The 13,939-nt window shown below is 66.8% G+C and carries 16 protein-coding genes; 7 read left to right on the forward strand and 9 right to left on the reverse strand.

Annotated elements, in window-relative coordinates:
• Positions 1-350: cold-shock protein (locus tag VEA80_RS20470; protein WP_349257252.1), on the forward strand; the 350-nt coding region annotated here is incomplete at its 5' end.
• Between the two features lie 61 nt (positions 351-411).
• Here VEA80_RS20470 and VEA80_RS11900 read toward each other — a convergent pair.
• The 4 genes from VEA80_RS11900 to VEA80_RS11915 all read right to left on the reverse strand — a co-directional run bounded on the left by VEA80_RS11900 (position 412) and on the right by VEA80_RS11915 (position 2,916).
• Positions 412-1,485 carry a hypothetical protein gene (locus VEA80_RS11900; RefSeq protein ID WP_325060964.1) on the reverse strand — a complete coding sequence of 358 codons (1,074 nt, stop codon included), beginning with the start codon at positions 1,483-1,485 and terminating at the stop codon, positions 412-414.
• 240 nt (positions 1,486-1,725) lie between these two features.
• Positions 1,726-2,073 (reverse strand): chorismate mutase, encoded by a 348-nt coding sequence (locus VEA80_RS11905; RefSeq protein ID WP_325060965.1) that lies wholly within the window; start codon positions 2,071-2,073, stop codon positions 1,726-1,728.
• 61 nt (positions 2,074-2,134) lie between these two features.
• Positions 2,135-2,443 (reverse strand): putative quinol monooxygenase, encoded by a 309-nt coding sequence (locus VEA80_RS11910; RefSeq protein WP_325060967.1) that lies wholly within the window; start codon positions 2,441-2,443, stop codon positions 2,135-2,137.
• On the reverse strand, positions 2,440-2,916 hold the full coding sequence (locus VEA80_RS11915; protein ID WP_325060968.1) for a hypothetical protein: 477 nt from the start codon (positions 2,914-2,916) through the stop codon (positions 2,440-2,442). Before VEA80_RS11915 ends, VEA80_RS11910 begins: the two co-directional genes overlap by 4 nt.
• Before the next feature lie 103 nt (positions 2,917-3,019).
• Between VEA80_RS11915 and uvrC the strand changes: the two genes are divergently transcribed.
• From uvrC to VEA80_RS11940, 5 genes are all read left to right on the forward strand, one after another.
• On the forward strand, positions 3,020-5,155 hold the full coding sequence (gene uvrC, locus VEA80_RS11920) for an excinuclease ABC subunit UvrC (protein ID WP_325060969.1): 2,136 nt from the start codon (positions 3,020-3,022) through the stop codon (positions 5,153-5,155).
• Complete coding sequence (pgsA, locus tag VEA80_RS11925) at positions 5,127-5,762, forward strand: CDP-diacylglycerol--glycerol-3-phosphate 3-phosphatidyltransferase (protein ID WP_325060970.1); 636 nt, start codon at positions 5,127-5,129, stop codon at positions 5,760-5,762. Before uvrC ends, pgsA begins: the two co-directional genes overlap by 29 nt.
• 46 nt (positions 5,763-5,808) lie before the next feature.
• Entirely contained in the window at positions 5,809-6,957 is a 1,149-nt protein-coding gene (locus VEA80_RS11930) for a TIR domain-containing protein (RefSeq protein ID WP_325060971.1), read from the forward strand.
• 198 nt (positions 6,958-7,155) lie between these two features.
• A complete protein-coding gene (locus VEA80_RS11935) occupies positions 7,156-7,482 on the forward strand; it encodes a metalloregulator ArsR/SmtB family transcription factor (RefSeq protein ID WP_325060972.1) in 327 nt (108 codons plus the stop codon).
• A gap of 9 nt (positions 7,483-7,491) precedes the next feature.
• Complete coding sequence (locus VEA80_RS11940; protein WP_325060973.1) at positions 7,492-8,472, forward strand: SRPBCC domain-containing protein; 981 nt, start codon at positions 7,492-7,494, stop codon at positions 8,470-8,472.
• Between the two features lie 29 nt (positions 8,473-8,501).
• On the opposite strand, the gene VEA80_RS11945 is transcribed toward VEA80_RS11940, so the two are convergent.
• The gene (locus VEA80_RS11945) at positions 8,502-8,879 is read right to left on the reverse strand and encodes a VOC family protein (RefSeq protein ID WP_325060974.1); all 378 of its coding nucleotides are present in this window, start codon (positions 8,877-8,879) and stop codon (positions 8,502-8,504) included.
• Between the two features lie 106 nt (positions 8,880-8,985).
• Between VEA80_RS11945 and VEA80_RS11950 the strand changes: the two genes are divergently transcribed.
• Positions 8,986-9,177, forward strand: a complete 192-nt coding sequence (locus VEA80_RS11950; protein WP_325060975.1) for a hypothetical protein — start codon at positions 8,986-8,988, stop codon at positions 9,175-9,177.
• 39 nt (positions 9,178-9,216) lie between these two features.
• On the opposite strand, the gene ftsH is transcribed toward VEA80_RS11950, so the two are convergent.
• From ftsH to pal, 4 genes are all read right to left on the reverse strand, one after another.
• Positions 9,217-11,142, reverse strand: coding sequence for an ATP-dependent zinc metalloprotease FtsH (gene ftsH, locus VEA80_RS11955; protein ID WP_325060976.1), 1,926 nt, complete (start codon positions 11,140-11,142; stop codon positions 9,217-9,219).
• Between the two features lie 140 nt (positions 11,143-11,282).
• On the reverse strand, positions 11,283-12,476 hold the full coding sequence (gene tilS, locus VEA80_RS11960) for a tRNA lysidine(34) synthetase TilS (protein ID WP_325060977.1): 1,194 nt from the start codon (positions 12,474-12,476) through the stop codon (positions 11,283-11,285).
• Between the two features lie 9 nt (positions 12,477-12,485).
• Positions 12,486-13,298, reverse strand: coding sequence for a tetratricopeptide repeat protein (locus tag VEA80_RS11965; RefSeq protein WP_325060978.1), 813 nt, complete (start codon positions 13,296-13,298; stop codon positions 12,486-12,488).
• Positions 13,299-13,340: 42 nt separating this feature from the next.
• Complete coding sequence (gene pal, locus VEA80_RS11970) at positions 13,341-13,841, reverse strand: peptidoglycan-associated lipoprotein Pal (protein WP_325060979.1); 501 nt, start codon at positions 13,839-13,841, stop codon at positions 13,341-13,343.
• Between the last annotated feature and the right edge of the window lie 98 nt (positions 13,842-13,939).

Here is a 13,939-nt window from a genome sequence, read left to right on the forward strand (position 1 = left end):
GTGGTGGCGGCGGCGGCTTCCGTCGTGAAGGCGGCGGCGGCGGTTACGGCGGTGGCGGCGGCGGTTTCCGCGGCCCGCGTGAAGGCGGCGGCGGCTTCGGCGGCGGCGATCGGCCCCCGCGTCAGCCCCTGGGCGATCCGCAGGACGGCACCGTGAAGTTCTTCAACGGCGCGCGCGGCTTCGGCTTCATCACACCGGACGGCGGCGGCGCCGACGTGTTCGTGCACGTGAGTGCGGTCGAACGCGCGGGCCTCACGCAGCTGGTCGAAGGCCAGCGCGTCAACTTCCAGACCCTGCCCGACACCAAGGGCAAAGGTCCGAAGGCCGTGAACCTGAAGGTCGCTGAATAGCGCTTTCGGAGCGAGGACAAGAGAAGCCCGCGAGGAGCGATCCTCGCGGGCTTTTTTGTCCTCAGGTCTGACCCGAGCGGCCCTCGATCGGAACGTAAATCTCGATGCGCTGCATCGGGTCGGTAGGGTTGCCGCCTTCGGGCTGCGCAACCGGGGTCGCAATCTCCCAATAGTCAGCGCCCGGGCGCAGACCAATTCTGTGCGCCTGCCGGTAGGCCTCGAGCCGGGCGTACATTTGCGCGACCTGTGACCGACGACCCACGAAGGTGCCGCGCAGCACGGCGCCGCCCGGCGTTTGACCGACGCGCGAACCGATGAGCACCGGAGTGGGCCCGCTATATTCATAGCCGACGCTGAACCGGTAGCGGCCGCCTGCGCCATTGTCTTGCGGGTAGGCGCGAATAAGCTTGCTTCGATCGGCCTGGCCGCCAGCCGCCGTGACCGCGCCTTCAAGCGCCGCCACGCCCTGTTGTTCGGCGTTGTAGCCCTCGTCGAATGACGGCGACATGTTGGAGAGCGTGACGTCCACGAACATCACGTTCTGCGGCGCCAGCACCACTTCGACGATGTCGTAGCCTTCGAAATCGTGCGGCGGCAGCTGCTCGGCGCGATCCTTCAAGCGCGCCAGGCCGTCGTCGAGCTCCTTCTCAATCGTCGAGCGCATAATCAGGTTCATGTAGCGGCACGGGACATTGACCCAGCCCTCGGGGCAGATGCCGCCGACCGACCACGTCACACCGGTGATCCCCTCGGCCCGCTCGAGGTCGAGGCGCGAGTTCAGAGTGGCGCGCTCGCCGATCTGGATAATGCCTTCGACGGACTGGTTCTCCATCGAGCGGACGATCGACATGCTGCCCGAACCCACTTCGCGGACATTCGACGTCCAATGCATGCGCTGGCCCTGGCCCGGATCAGGCGAGATCGTGAATTGGGCATTCGGGTCGCGGGCGTAATAGGGTGACCATTCCTTGGCGATGTTCAGATCGTTGATCATCGCGAACACCGACGCGCGCGGGCGTTCGATCTGGGTCACGCGCATCACTTCGAGCTGGTTCGGCAGCAGAAAGCGGCCAACAGCGTAGAGCGCGCCCGTGACGAGCGCGACCACCAGCACGAATCCGAGAAACCACCTCATGCGCCGCCCCTCATGCGGAAGCGTAAGGCCTTATCATCGGCGGGGAATCGGCGCCACGCGCCGCCATGCATGCTTGCATGGCGCGTCCCGGTCTCGCGCTCCGCGCGAACCTCATCGGAAATCTTCAAAGCCATCGCCCGCCCCGGACAACAGCCACCCCAGCCGAGGGTTGGTTAACATAAGGAGAGGCGCGCCGTCAGCACGCAGGCGCAGCAATACCGCCGTTATTCTATTGGGAACTCACGTCCGCGTGCGGTCCCAGACCTCGAATTCGTAGGCGATGCAGCGTTCCATCATCTCGCGCCAGACCGGCTCGGCGATGGTCCAGGAAAGGCCGTGCTTCTCCGCCTCAGCCTTCACGTTATCAAGCACTTGCTGGATGCGGGCCTCATCGCGGACCACGTTGCGGTCCGGCTTGATGCGGGCGGCGGCGTCCATGTAGCCCTGGCGGCGGGTAATGAGCGCCACCAGCATGCGGTCGATCTCGTCCACGCCGGCGCGGACGTCCTTCATGGTCTCGCAGGCTTGCGGGTCCGGCGCCTGGAAGCGGGCGTCGGGTTTCTTGGCCGGCGGGGGCGCGTCATCCATGTGCTCTACCTGGGCTGCCCCTGCGACGGGGTCGATAAGGCATGCGGTCGCGGGGCGCGCGTCAAACTTCCATCAGCACGGTTTCGCCGGGGGCATCGTAGCGGGCGATGCGGAGCCGGACGTCGCGCATGGCGGCGAGCTTCGGCATGAACTCGGCCAGCGAACTGGTGAGCATGTGGTTGGCGACCGCCGCTTCGTTGGCCCAGCGCTCGACGACATGAAAGAGTCCCGGCTCGTTGACGTCCTCGGCGAAGGCGTAAGCGAGATTGCCCGGCTCCTTGCGCGTGGCGGCGACGAGCGCATGCGCCGCGTCACGCAGTTTGCCGACATCGCCTTCATGCACGCGCACCCAGCCTTGAACGACAATCATCGCGCTTCCTCCGCAGTGCGTTCGGATGGCCGCCCGCCAGCGACGACGCGCGCGGCGACATAGCAAGGCTCGGCGCGACATTCGTAAAGCCACAACCGCACATAATGACGGCCGGTCTGCGTCGGCGTGAGCTGGACATAAGGCGTGTCGTCGCGCGCCACGTCACGTTCGATGAAGTGTCCGTCGGCGCCGTAGATCTCCATGTCGAGATCGCCGCAATCGTCGTCGCAGGCGCCGTAGACGCGATAAGTCCGCCCTTCGAGCAGATAGATCGACCAGAGATACGGGCGATCGAGTTCGAGCGGCGCGGTGAGATCGGGAATAGTGCGGTCGCGGGCGTAGCCGAGCGCGGCGTGACGCTCCAGACCGTGCTCGAGATATCCCATCACTTGGCGGCGGTAATCGCCCTGCGCCGCCGCGCTGCCGGTGAGCGCCGCCACGGCGACAGCGAGGCCGAGCAAAAGTCCGCGCATCAGAGAGCCCTCCCCTTCTGGGCGACGATCCAGGGCTAGAGCGGCCAACCCCTGGGATCAAGCGCGCAAAGCCCCATTTGTCGGTGCTAGACTGACCCTCCCGATGAGCGGCGCCGACAAACCCTCCCTGCCCCCGCTGAATGAGCTGCCGGGCGAAGACGCCCCGCGCCCCGAACTGAAGGGGGTGGAGGCGATCCGCGATGCGTGGAAGCGGCTGCCGTCGCGGCCAGGCGTCTACCGCATGCTCGGCGCGGACGGCGAGGTGCTCTATGTCGGCAAGGCCAAGAGCCTGAAGAACCGGGTCGGCCAGTACGCCCAAGGGCGCGCACACACCAACGCCGTCTACCGGATGATCCACCAGACGGCCTCGCTCGAAGTGATCGTCACGGCGACCGAGACCGAAGCGCTGCTCTTGGAAACCAACATGATCAAGCGGCTCAGGCCGCGCTACAACGTGCTGATGCGGGACGACAAGAGCTTCCCGTACATCGCCATCCGCATGGATCATCCCGCGCCGGCGCTGCAGAAGCATCGCGGCGCGAAGAGCTTCAAAGGCAAATTCTACGGGCCGTTCGCCAGCGCCGGCGCGGTGAATCGCACGCTCAACACGTTGCAGAAGGCGTTCCTGCTGCGCTCGTGCTCGGACTCGACGTACGCCGGCCGAACACGGCCGTGCATGCTCTATCAGATCAAGCGCTGTTCGGCCCCGTGCGTGAACTTCGTCAGCGGCGAGGAGTATGCCGGATTGGTGAAGGACTCGGTCGATTTCCTCGAAGGCCGTTCGGCGCAGTTGCAGGACCGGCTCGCGGCGGAGATGCGCGAAGCGGCCGAAAAACTTGAGTTCGAACACGCCGCGCGGCTGCGTAACCGCATTCGCGCTTTGGCCTCGGTGCGCGCCTCGCAGGGCATCAATCCGCAAACATTCGACGAAGCCGACGTGTTCGCGCTGCATTGCGAGGGCGGCCAAAGCTGCATCCAAGTGTTCTTCTTCCGCGCCGGCCAGAACTGGGGCAACCGCGCCTACTTCCCCCGCCACGGCGCAGAGGAGACGCCGCCGGACATTCTCGCCGCCTTCATCGCCCAATTCTACGACGACCGCGAACCGCCGAAGCTGGTGCTGACCAACACCGAGCCCACGGATCGCGAACTCTTGGAGGAAGCACTCTGCGTGCGCGCGGAGTGCAAGGTCGAGATCCGCAAGCCGGAGCGCGGCGAGAAGCGCGAGATCGTCGACGCGGCCCTGCTGAACGCGCGCGAAGCGCTGGGGCGGCGCATGGCCGAGACCGGCAGCGTGGCGAAGCTGCTCGACGGCGTCGCCGAAGTGTTCGGCCTGCCGCAGCGCCCCGAACGGATCGAGGTTTACGACAACAGCCATATCCAAGGCGCGAATGCTCTCGGCGCGATGATCGTCGCCGGGCCTGAGGGCTTCACCAAGAACCAGTACCGCAAGTTCAACATGAAGAGCGAAGAGTTCGGCGGCGACGACTTCGCGATGATGAAAGCGATGATCCGGCGCAGGTTTGCGCGGATGCTGCAGGAGCGGGATGAAGCCGACGCGCCGACGCAAACTCCTCCCCCGCAAGCGGGGGAGGTGGCGAGCGTCTGCGAGCCGAAGGGGGGAAGTCCGTCAAACACCAGCGCCAACGCCCCCTCAGTCAGCTTCGCTGACAGCTCCCCCGCAAGCGGGGGAGCACAAGAAAGCAGCGGCGGCAAAGTCACCGATGGCGGCGTGGATTTCTCGAAAGAGAGCGATGAACCCGAGCGCGAAACCAAGTTCGGCGCCTGGCCCGATCTCGTGCTGATCGACGGCGGTGAAGGCCAGCTTTCAGCAGCGCTCGAAGCGCTGGACGAGCTGGGCCTCCAGAACCGCGTCTTCATCGCCGGCATCGCCAAGGGCGTCGACCGTGATGCAGGCCGCGAGCGCTTCTTCATTCCGGGGCGCGCCGCGTTCCGGCTCGACGAGAAAAGCCCAGTCCTCTACTACCTACAGCGGCTCCGCGACGAAGCGCATCGCTTCGCCATCGGCGCACACCGCGGCAAACGCAAAGCCGGCATCGCCAAGAATCCGCTCGACGAAATCGGCGGCATCGGCCCTGCCCGCAAGCGCGCGCTGCTCGACCGGTTCGGCTCGGCGCGCGGCGTTTCCCGCGCGGCGTTGGCGGAGCTGGAAGAGGTCGAAGGCGTGAACAGAGAATTGGCGAAGCGCATCTATGACTTCTTCCACGACAACAAGCGCTGACGCTCCGGCGCGCAAGAGCAGCATCCCGACGCTGCTCACCGTGTTTCGCATTGTCATGGGCCCAAGCATCGCGGCTCTGGTGCTGTGGGCGGCGACACTTTTCTATGTCGATCCTCCCCTCGCGGGATTGATCTTCGGCACGGCGTTCGTGCTGTTCGTTATCGCCGCAGCCACCGACTGGCTCGACGGCTGGGCGGCGCGCAAGCTCAACGCCGTGACGCCGCTCGGCGCCGCGCTCGACCATTGCGCCGACAAAGTGCTTATCACCTGCGTCGTGCTCGTGCTCGCCTACGCCGCGCTGCCGATGGAGCTGGTGTTCGCAGCAGTGGTGATCCTCGGCCGCGACGTTGCGGTGGCGGGTTTACGCGAAGGCATCGCCGCGCAAGGCAAGGCGCTGCCAGTGAGTCAGCTCGGCAAATGGAAGGCGGCGGCGGAGATGTGCGGCGTCGCCGCGTTCCTCGCGTTCCAGACCGCGGCCCTGCTCGGCCAATCGGCCGCTTTGGTGCTCGGACTTTATTGGGGCGCGCGCCTGCTTCTATGGGCGGCGGCGATCCTGGCGCTGGTCAGCGGCGCGCAATACGTGGCGACGCTGCTGCGCAAGACGTGACCGCGCTATCCGAGTCGGGCTAGCCTTCCCTAATCGGGAGGGGGGCATGGCGGACGTTTTCATCAGCTACAAGGCTGAGCGGCGCCAGGCGGCGCAGCACATGGCCTCAGTGCTGTCCGCATACGGCTATTCTGTCTGGTGGGATTACGCCCTCATCGCCGGCCGCGACTTCACGCGGCAAATCGAAAACGAGCTGAAGGCGGCGAAGGTTGTCGTCGTGCTTTGGTGCGGCCTCTCGCGCGACAGCGAATGGGTGCGGCAGGAGGCGCTGTTCGCGAAGTCACGCGGCCAGGCCGTCCCCGTCTTCATAGAGCCGGTCGATCTGCCGTTCGGGTTTCAGCTCGATCACACGATCAATCTCGCCGGCTGGGATGGCGCACCGTCGGACCAAGCCGCGCTGGAACAGTTGCTGCGCGAATTGGAACGCCTCACCGGTCGTGCGCCGCAGCCAGATGCGCACGCCCTCTCGGCGTTGGAATCCGCATGGAGAGCAGCGGGCGCGCCGGCGCTGCCCGCGCTTCCGCTCGGACCGAAGCTCGAGCCGCACGCGCCGCCCTTCGCCGCGCCAAAGCAGCGCGCTTTTTTGACTTCGCCATTTGCATGGGCGGTCGGCGGTTTGGCTGCGGCGGCCGTCGCCACGATTGCTTTGTGGCTGCGCGAGGCGCCGACCTCAGTCGTTCCCGATGCAGCAGGACCAGAGTCGCTGGCGGTCGATCAGACGCTGCAAACGAGCGCTGCCGTTCCGCCCGCGTCGCCGCAAGCGGCGCCGACTGCCGCGCCGATCTCGGCCCCCGGAGCGACAGAGGACGCGGCGGCGACTTCGCCACCGCGCTGGGTCTCGCCGTGCGTGATCCAACCGTTCGAGATCTATTTCGCCTACGACCGGACGAGCCTCAATTCCGAGGCCCGGAGCGCGCTTGAAGACGCACTGCTCCGCGCGCGGCGCTGCGAGATAGAGAGTGTCCGGATCATCGGCCACGACGAGACTGAAGCGTCGCCGGCCTATTCCATTGGTGTCAGCGAACGCCGCGCTTCCGCGGTGCGCGACTTCCTGGTCGAACAGGGCGTGGCGGCGGAGGTCATCTCAACCGAGGCGCGAGGTCAACACGCGCTCGCGGTCGAGACCGGCCCGGGCGTGCGCGAGCCGCTGAACCGGCGCGCGACGGTGGAGCTTCAGTTGCGGCTGCGCGACTAACGCGGCGGACTTAGTCCAGCCGGCCGAAATCCAAGAGGTTCAGCAGGAAGATGGCGACGATGAAGACGCCGATGGCGATGAGCGCGGCCATGTCTTGCCTCGGTTGGATTCGCGAAACTTGGCGCGTCCGTAACCCATAGCGCCGGCGGCTGCCAGTGCGGCCTTGACGCAGCTCATCATTCAACCATATGGTTGAATATGTCCGCAGCCGCCGCCCTTGACGCCACCATGCTGGCCCTGGCCGACCCGACGCGGCGCGCGATCCTGAGCCGGCTCAGCGCCGGCGAGGCGCGCGTCACCGAAATCGCCGCGCCGTTCGAGATGTCGCTGAACGCCGTCTCCAAGCACATCCGCATGCTGGAGCGGGCCGATCTGGTGCGCCGTCGCCGCGCCGGCCGCGAACACTACCTCTCGCTCAATCCCAAGCCGCTCGACGCGGCCGCCGATTGGATCGAGCAACAGCGCACATTCTGGAACAACCGCCTCGACGCGCTCGAACGCGCGCTGGCCGAAGACGAAGACTAGGAGCTCGCCATGCAATACGGCCGCGCCATTGCACCCGACACCTTCCGCCTCGAACGCACACTCAAGGCGCCGATCGAGAAGGTTTGGGCGCACCTCGTCGACGCCGAGAAGCGCCAGCGCTGGTTCACGGCAGGCGATGATTTCACCGACCACGGCCAGCGTTTCACGATCAAATTCGGCCACCACCGCATCACCGACGAGAAGCCGCCGGCGCGCTGGTCGGAGATGGAGCGCGGCGAGTTCGAGATGCAGGGCCGCATCCTCGCGTTCGAGCCGCCGCGCCTCATTGCCTTCACCTGGGGCGATGGCGACGAGCACGTCTCTGAAGTGCGCTTTGAGCTCACCTCTCGGGACGATGAAACGCTGCTGGTGCTGACGCACTCGCGGGTCGATACCAACGCCAACATCCGCAACTATGCCGGAGGCTGGACCGCCCATGTGCAAGCGCTCGCCGATCTGCTTGACGGCAGGTCGACCAACACGTTCTGGGCCAATGTGCTCGACGCGCATGCAAAGTACGAAGCAGACGACAGTCAGCTCATTCCGAAGTTCGACGGTCCCGTCGTGCGCGTGGCGCGCACGATCAAGGCGCCGGTGGAGCGCATCTATGACGCCTGGCTCGATCCCAAGATGATCGAGCGCTTCATGATGGGCCCGGGCGTGCGCGACGAAGAGATTGTGCATCTCAACGTCGATGCGCGCGTCGGCGGGCGTTTCTCGTTTCTCGTGCGGCGCGGCGGCCAGCTGATCGACCACGTCGGCGAATATCGCGACCTGGACCGCCCGCGGCGGATCATCTTCACTTGGGGCGTCGATGAAGAAGCGGGCGACACGAGCATCGTCACCATCGACATTACGCCGAAGGGCGATGCATCCGAGTTCGTGCTGACGCACCAGATGCACCCGAAATGGGCCGACTACGCCGAGCGCACACAGCAAGGCTGGACGTTCATCGTCGACAAATGGGCCGAGGTGCTGGCGGAGAAGTGAGAAGTGCGGGTCTGAAGACCCGCGCTCGTTCAGCTCGCGTGCTGCACCAAGCTCAGCAGGTTCAAGTCCGGGTCGTGAAACCACGCGACCTTCGTGCCGTCGGGCGCGGACCAAATTCCCTTCGCATCTTGCGGCAGGAAGCCGAAGCGCGCGAACGTCACGCCCTTGGCGGCGAGCGCATCGACCGCCTCCTCCATGTTCGCGACGTCGAATGAAAGGATCGCGTAGGGCGCCGGCACGACCACCGGCGTCTTGGACACGCGGATTTTCAAATTCTTGCCTTCGAAGATCGCCGCGAACTGGTCTTCGGCGACGAATTTCAAACCCAGCGTCTCGCCATAGAACGCCTTCGCCGCTTCAGGCTTGGCCGTGCCGACGAGCGCTGTGATGGTTGATGATCCGAGCATGGGCGTCCTCCGCTGCCGCCAGCCTAGCACGGCGCGAGCGCGCTCCCAGTCGAATTAAGGTTGCTGAGCGTTAGCGGTTGGCGCCGCGCTTGCGAGGGCGCGCGCCATGTTCGACCAACGCTCTGACGCCGCCCCGCGCGAGACCGCCAGCGTTCGCCGCGACGCTTGGCGCGCGCAATTGCTGCAGGAGCAGGTGGCCGAAGAGATGGCGCAGCGCCGTCACGCCGCGGCGATGCGCGCAGCGGTGACGGCTGGTGTCCTGTTCGGGCTGATCGGGAGCGTCGCACTCGCGCTCTAAAACAAAACCGCCGGCGTTGCCGCCGGCGGTTCATTCGTATCAAGCGCCTTGCGGCTGGGCCCCGCCCCATCCGCCTGGATGGGTCTCCGGCTCCTCGTCCGTGACCGGGAGCGCCGGGGTCGGCGGCGTCGGCGTCGACGGGGTGTCTTCCGGACGATCGAGCTTCTCGCCCTTCAGCACCTTGGCGATTTCCTCGCCGTTCAGCGTCTCGTATTCGAGCAGCGCTTCGGCGAGGTACTGATGCTCCTTCGCCTTCTCGGTCAGGATTTGCTTGGCGCGGCTGTAACCTTCGTCGACCAGGCGCTTCACTTCGGCGTCGATCTTCTGCGCCGTGGCTTCGGCGACGTTCTGGTTGCGTTGGACGCTCATGCCGAGGAACACCTCGTCATTGTTGTCGCCGTACGCGACGAAGCCGAGTTCGTCCGAATAGCCCCAGCGCGTCACCATCATGCGCGCGAGGCGCGTGGCGGCGGAGATGTCGGAGGCGGCGCCAGACGTCACCTTCTCCTTGCCGAAGATGAGCTCTTCCGCGACGCGGCCGCCCATCATAACGGCGAGGCGCGACGTCATCTGCGTGTAGTTCATCGAGTACCGATCGCTCTCGGGCAGCTGCATGACCATGCCGAGCGCACGTCCGCGCGGGATGATCGTCGCCTTGTGCACCGGATCGCTCTCCGGCACTTCGAGCGCGACGATGGCGTGGCCAGCTTCGTGCCATGCCGTGAGCTTCTTCTCTTGATCGCTCATCACCATCGAGCGCCGCTCGGCGCCCATCATGACCTTGTCCTTCGCGTCCTCGAACTCGCGGTTCGTGACGACGCGCTTGCCCCGGCGAGCCGCCAGCAGCGCGGCTTCGTTGACGAGGTTGGCGAGGTCGGCGCCGGAGAAGCCGGGCGTGCCCCGGGCGATCGTCTTGAGGTCGACGCCCTGCGCCACCGGCACATTGCGGGTGTGAACGCGCAGGATCTTTTCGCGGCCGGTGAGGTCAGGGTTCGGCACCACGATCTGACGGTCGAAGCGGCCGGGCCGGAGCAGCGCCGGATCGAGCACGTCCGGGCGGTTGGTCGCCGCGATCAGGATGATGCCTTCATTGGCTTCGAAGCCGTCCATCTCGACCAGCAATTGGTTGAGCGTCTGTTCGCGCTCGTCATTGCCGCCGCCGAGGCCGGCGCCGCGATGGCGGCCGACGGCGTCGATTTCGTCGATGAAGATGATGCAGGGCGCGTTCTTCTTCGCCTGCTCGAACATGTCGCGCACGCGGCTGGCGCCGACGCCGACGAACATTTCCACGAAGTCCGAGCCCGAGATCGAGAAGAACGGCACGTTGGCTTCGCCGGCGATGGCGCGGGCGAGCAGCGTCTTACCGGTGCCGGGCGGACCGACCAGCAGCGCGCCCTTTGGAATCTTGCCGCCGAGGCGCTGGAACTTGCCCGGGTCCTTCAGGAACTCGACGATCTCGCCGAGCTCTTCCTTGGCTTCATCGATGCCGGCGACGTCCTCGAACGTCACGCGGCCTTTCGCTTCCGTCAGCAGGCGCGCCTTCGAACGGCCGAAGCCCATGGCGCCACGGCTGCCGCCCTGCATCTGGCGCATGAAGAAGAACCAAGCGCCGATCAGCAGCAGCATCGGCAGGATCGCCAGCAGCATGTCGCCGATGCCGGGGCCGTTCTTCGGCCGCTCGGTCTTCACTTCGACGTTCGCGGCGTCGAGCTGTTGCACGACGTTCGCCATCGTGCCGGTCGGCAGATAGGTGATGTAGCTGCTCTTGCCGTCCTTGCCTGTGCTAATCAGCGTCTCGCCTTGCGTCGAGACGTTGGCGATCTGGCCGGCTTCGACCCGATCAAGCAACTGCGAGTACGGCAGCTCGGTTGCGCCGCGCGGGTTGTTGCCGCCCTGCAGGACAGTGACCAGCACGACGAGAACGAGGGCGACAACGCCCCAAATCAACAATGAACGGACAGGCATTAATCGACCTTCTGGCCCAGCGCGCGCCGGCGTTGGGCGCGGAAACTTTTCGTTCAGCAAGATAGGGACCCAAGTCCCAGCTGAACACCCCTTACTGCCACGAACCCGGTCAAGGCGGGGTGAACGCCAAGATAGAAAATTCACACCGGTTTAGTGTCGTTAATGCGGCCAAGCAGGTGTTCAACCCGTGGCCGGAGCAGCCATTCAGGTTCGAGGGCTTTAAAGGGGCGCCGTTCGGCGCCGCGCGCGAGCCATGGAGCGCCGCTCTCGACGATGACGGACCAGCCTGGTTCCATCGCGACCACCGCCACCCGATTGTCCCAGACGGTTTCGACACCCGGCGTGAGTTCGAGCGGCGGCGGAGGCCGCGCGCCGTCGGCGCGTCCTGCAAGCGCGCCAGGATCGCGGCTGATGCGGACGCCGTGTTTCGTCGGGCGCACCAGTGCGCCGCTCAGGGTGAAGGCGGCGGCAAGCTCACCCGCGCGCGCATCGGGCGTGCGCGCACTGCCCCCGACTGCGACTAGGAGCGCGTTGAGCGCGCGAACGCGCACCTCCTCGTCGCCGCGCCATGCGTCGCGATCGATGACAGCGTTATCTTGGTCAAACGAGACAGCGTGCGCGATCAGCGCGAGCGCGGCGTCGTCCAGCGCGCGGGCGTGCGGCGCCAGGCGTTCGGCGAGCGTCGCGAAGCGCATCGGCTCGAGGCCTGCTGCGCTCAGCTGCGCCAGTGCGGCGCGGGCGCGAACGCGGGCGAAACTCGGATTGGCGTTGGCCGGATCTTCGAGCCAGCGGACGCCGCGTCGCCCAAGATAGGCGCGCAGATCCGCGCGGCGGGCGACGAGCAGCGGCCGCGCGAGCAGAAGCCTCCGCCCTTCCGGCCAGATCGGCATCGGCGCGAGCGGCGCCATGGCGGCCAGGCCACGCCAGCCGCTGCCGCGCGCCGCGCGCAGCAACACGGTTTCGGCCTGATCGTCGCGTGTGTGGCCCGTGGCGACGACGTGCGCGCCGAGAGCCCGGGCGTGGGCGCAGAGCACAGAGTAGCGGGCTTCACGGGCGGCGCTCTGGGCGCGGTTGGCGCCATCGGGCCAGGTGAGCGTGAGGATGTAGGCGCCGACGCCGGCCGCTTCCGCGCTTTCGGCGGCGCGCGCTGCGTCAGCGGCGGAGCCCTCGCGCAGCGCGTGGTCGACGATTGCCGCGCGCAAGCGCTGCGCGCCAAGCCGTTCGACCAGCAGATGCAGGAGCGCAAGTGAATCGCCGCCGCCCGACAGCGCGACGAGGATGGGCCCCTTGCCCGCCGCAGCGCCCAGCTGCTCGATCGTCACGCGATCGAGCATGGCGCGTGCCTAAGCCGCGCAGTTGGCGGCGCGGGCTTCGCGGGCGGCGAGATCGCGCACGGTGCGCGAGGCGTTCGGGTATTGGCGCGCGAGCGAGGTGAAGGCGCTGCAGCCGCGGCGCGTGTCGCCCATTTGGACGAGCGCCATGCCGAGCCGCACTTGCGCTTCGGCCGCGCGCGGGCCGTTGCGGTTGGCTTGCAAGTACTGAACGAAATTCGCCGCGGCATCGGCGTGGTTATTGCGCGCCGCGAGCGTGAAGGCGAACCAGAATCGCGCGTCCGCGGCCGTGTCGACGTTCGGGAATGCCTCGAGGAAGGAGGCGAGCGCGGCTTCCGCTTCGGCGTACTGGCCATTGTTCAGCAGCGTGCGGGCGCGGGTGTATTCCGCGACCGGATCGCGCTGGGCCGGCGCTTCGGACGCCGGCAGGCTGCCCAGCGTGCCGGTCGCGTTGCGCTGCGCTTCATTCAGCGAGGACGGCGCCGGACCGGCGCCGCCTGCGGCGGGCGGGCTCGCCGCATCGGCCGGGGGCGGCGTCGACAGCTGCTGGTTCACGCCGGCGAGCTCGCCGACCATGCCGCGCAGCCGCGTGATCTCGCGCTGGGCCTCGTTCAGCTGATGCTGCAGGCGCTCGTTCTCGCCAGTCTGCTCGCGCAGCTGGCGCTCGAGTTCCTCGATCCGATCCTGGCGCTGGTCCGCGCCGACCGGAACGCTGGGCGGCGGCAGCGGGGTTTGCGCCGAAGCGGCCGCAGCAAAAAGAAGCCCGGCTGCGGCGAGGCACGCCGCAAGCCGGGTCCGTGTGGTTTGAGCCGAACGATAAGTCATGGGCGTAACCCTTGTCCGCTCGCTCTGGCTAAAATTGGGCGCTTACGAGACCGCGCCGCTGACGATCTGGGTGTGTGCGTTCCGGTTCACACTCCAGGCTTCTTCGTTCGAGCGCGGGTCGAGCGGACGCTCCTTGCCGTACGAAACGGTTTCGAGGCGGTTCGCGGCGACGCCGAGCGACACCAGGAAGTCCTTCGCGGCGGCGGCGCGGCGGGCGCCGAGAGCGAGGTTGTATTCGCGCGTGCCGCGTTCGTCGGCGTTGCCAGCGACAAGGATGCGGACGTTCGGATAACGCTGCAGCCAGGCCGCTTGGCGCTCGAGCACCGAGCGGGCTTCCGGCGTCAGATCGAAGCGGTCATAGCCGAAGAACACGCGATCGCCGACCGAGACGCGGAAGTCTTCGGCCGAGCCCGGCGTCGGGCCGCTGGGCTGCGTCACCGGCGGCGTCGTCGGCGTCGGCGTCGGAGTCGGCGTGGGCTCAGGACGGCTGGCGCACGCGGCGAGCGTGGCGACGGCTGCGAGAGCGATGACGGTGTTACGCATTAGGACAATTCTCCCCTGATCAGCGGCGCATTCGGCGAACGCCGTTCCCCCGGCTCAAGAATGCAAACCTTACAGAGCTGGTTCCTAGCAAACAATCT

Source organism: Vitreimonas sp., assembly GCF_035627415.1.
Classification (GTDB): domain Bacteria; phylum Pseudomonadota; class Alphaproteobacteria; order Caulobacterales; family Aquidulcibacteraceae; genus Vitreimonas.

Excerpts from the sequence above, each read along its gene's own strand:
- VEA80_RS11900 (WP_325060964.1), bottom strand. The coding sequence starts at position 1,485 with ATGAGGTGGTTTCTCGGATTCGTGCTGGTGGTCGCGCTCGTCACGGGC.
- VEA80_RS11905 (WP_325060965.1), bottom strand. The coding sequence starts at position 2,073 with ATGGATGACGCGCCCCCGCCGGCCAAGAAACCCGACGCCCGCTTCCAG.
- VEA80_RS11910 (WP_325060967.1), bottom strand. The coding sequence starts at position 2,443 with ATGATTGTCGTTCAAGGCTGGGTGCGCGTGCATGAAGGCGATGTCGGC.
- VEA80_RS11915 (WP_325060968.1), bottom strand. The coding sequence starts at position 2,916 with ATGCGCGGACTTTTGCTCGGCCTCGCTGTCGCCGTGGCGGCGCTCACC.
- uvrC (WP_325060969.1), top strand. The coding sequence starts at position 3,020 with ATGAGCGGCGCCGACAAACCCTCCCTGCCCCCGCTGAATGAGCTGCCG.
- pgsA (WP_325060970.1), top strand. The coding sequence starts at position 5,127 with ATGACTTCTTCCACGACAACAAGCGCTGACGCTCCGGCGCGCAAGAGC.
- VEA80_RS11930 (WP_325060971.1), top strand. The coding sequence starts at position 5,809 with ATGGCGGACGTTTTCATCAGCTACAAGGCTGAGCGGCGCCAGGCGGCG.
- VEA80_RS11935 (WP_325060972.1), top strand. The coding sequence starts at position 7,156 with ATGTCCGCAGCCGCCGCCCTTGACGCCACCATGCTGGCCCTGGCCGAC.
- VEA80_RS11940 (WP_325060973.1), top strand. The coding sequence starts at position 7,492 with ATGCAATACGGCCGCGCCATTGCACCCGACACCTTCCGCCTCGAACGC.
- VEA80_RS11945 (WP_325060974.1), bottom strand. The coding sequence starts at position 8,879 with ATGCTCGGATCATCAACCATCACAGCGCTCGTCGGCACGGCCAAGCCT.
- VEA80_RS11950 (WP_325060975.1), top strand. The coding sequence starts at position 8,986 with ATGTTCGACCAACGCTCTGACGCCGCCCCGCGCGAGACCGCCAGCGTT.
- ftsH (WP_325060976.1), bottom strand. The coding sequence starts at position 11,142 with ATGCCTGTCCGTTCATTGTTGATTTGGGGCGTTGTCGCCCTCGTTCTC.
- tilS (WP_325060977.1), bottom strand. The coding sequence starts at position 12,476 with ATGCTCGATCGCGTGACGATCGAGCAGCTGGGCGCTGCGGCGGGCAAG.
- VEA80_RS11965 (WP_325060978.1), bottom strand. The coding sequence starts at position 13,298 with ATGACTTATCGTTCGGCTCAAACCACACGGACCCGGCTTGCGGCGTGC.
- pal (WP_325060979.1), bottom strand. The coding sequence starts at position 13,841 with ATGCGTAACACCGTCATCGCTCTCGCAGCCGTCGCCACGCTCGCCGCG.